Source organism: Martinezella calliandrae (genome assembly GCF_030272695.1).
Taxonomy (GTDB): domain Bacteria; phylum Pseudomonadota; class Alphaproteobacteria; order Rhizobiales; family Rhizobiaceae; genus Rhizobium; species Rhizobium calliandrae.
Genome location: NZ_JARFYN010000213.1, coordinates 1 through 461, shown reverse-complemented (window position 1 = coordinate 461; position 461 = coordinate 1). Strand labels below are relative to the sequence as shown.

The 461-nt window shown below is 56.2% G+C and carries 1 protein-coding gene; it reads left to right on the top strand.

Annotation, left to right across the window (positions count from 1 at the left end):
- Nucleotides 1-68: 68 nt before the first annotated feature.
- Nucleotides 69-461 (top strand): RNA-guided endonuclease InsQ/TnpB family protein (locus tag PY650_RS36795; RefSeq protein ID WP_285885031.1); only part of this gene is annotated, 393 nt, incomplete at its 3' end.

The window sequence follows — 461 nt, the reverse complement described above, 5'->3', positions numbered from 1 at the left end:
CGGAATGGCAACGCCAGTATACTGCGAGATCCGATGATCCGACACTCCCACAGCCGTCCGATGTAGGCTTGCGTCGTCAGTTGAACGGCGTCAAGCGTGAACAATTCCCGTGGATGTTTGATGTTACCAAATGTGCGGCCCAAGAAGCGATAATAGACCTAGGCGGGGCATTCCGAGCATTTTTCGAAAAGCGCGGCAAATATCCTCGCTTCAAGAAGCGCGGGCAAGGTGACAGCTTCTGCGCCGCTAACGAATCCGGAACATTCCGAGCCGATGGCAATCGTATCAAGCTTCCGGTTGTTGGTTGGGTGAGGATGAGGGAGGCTGTACGGTTCACTGGCAAGCTCAAGCGCGTTACCGTCAGTCGTGAGGCCGATAGATGGTTTGCCAGCATCATGATCGAGACCGACGACATTGTGCCCGTAGAGCAGCCTCAGGCCAGCGTGGGCGTCGATCTGGGC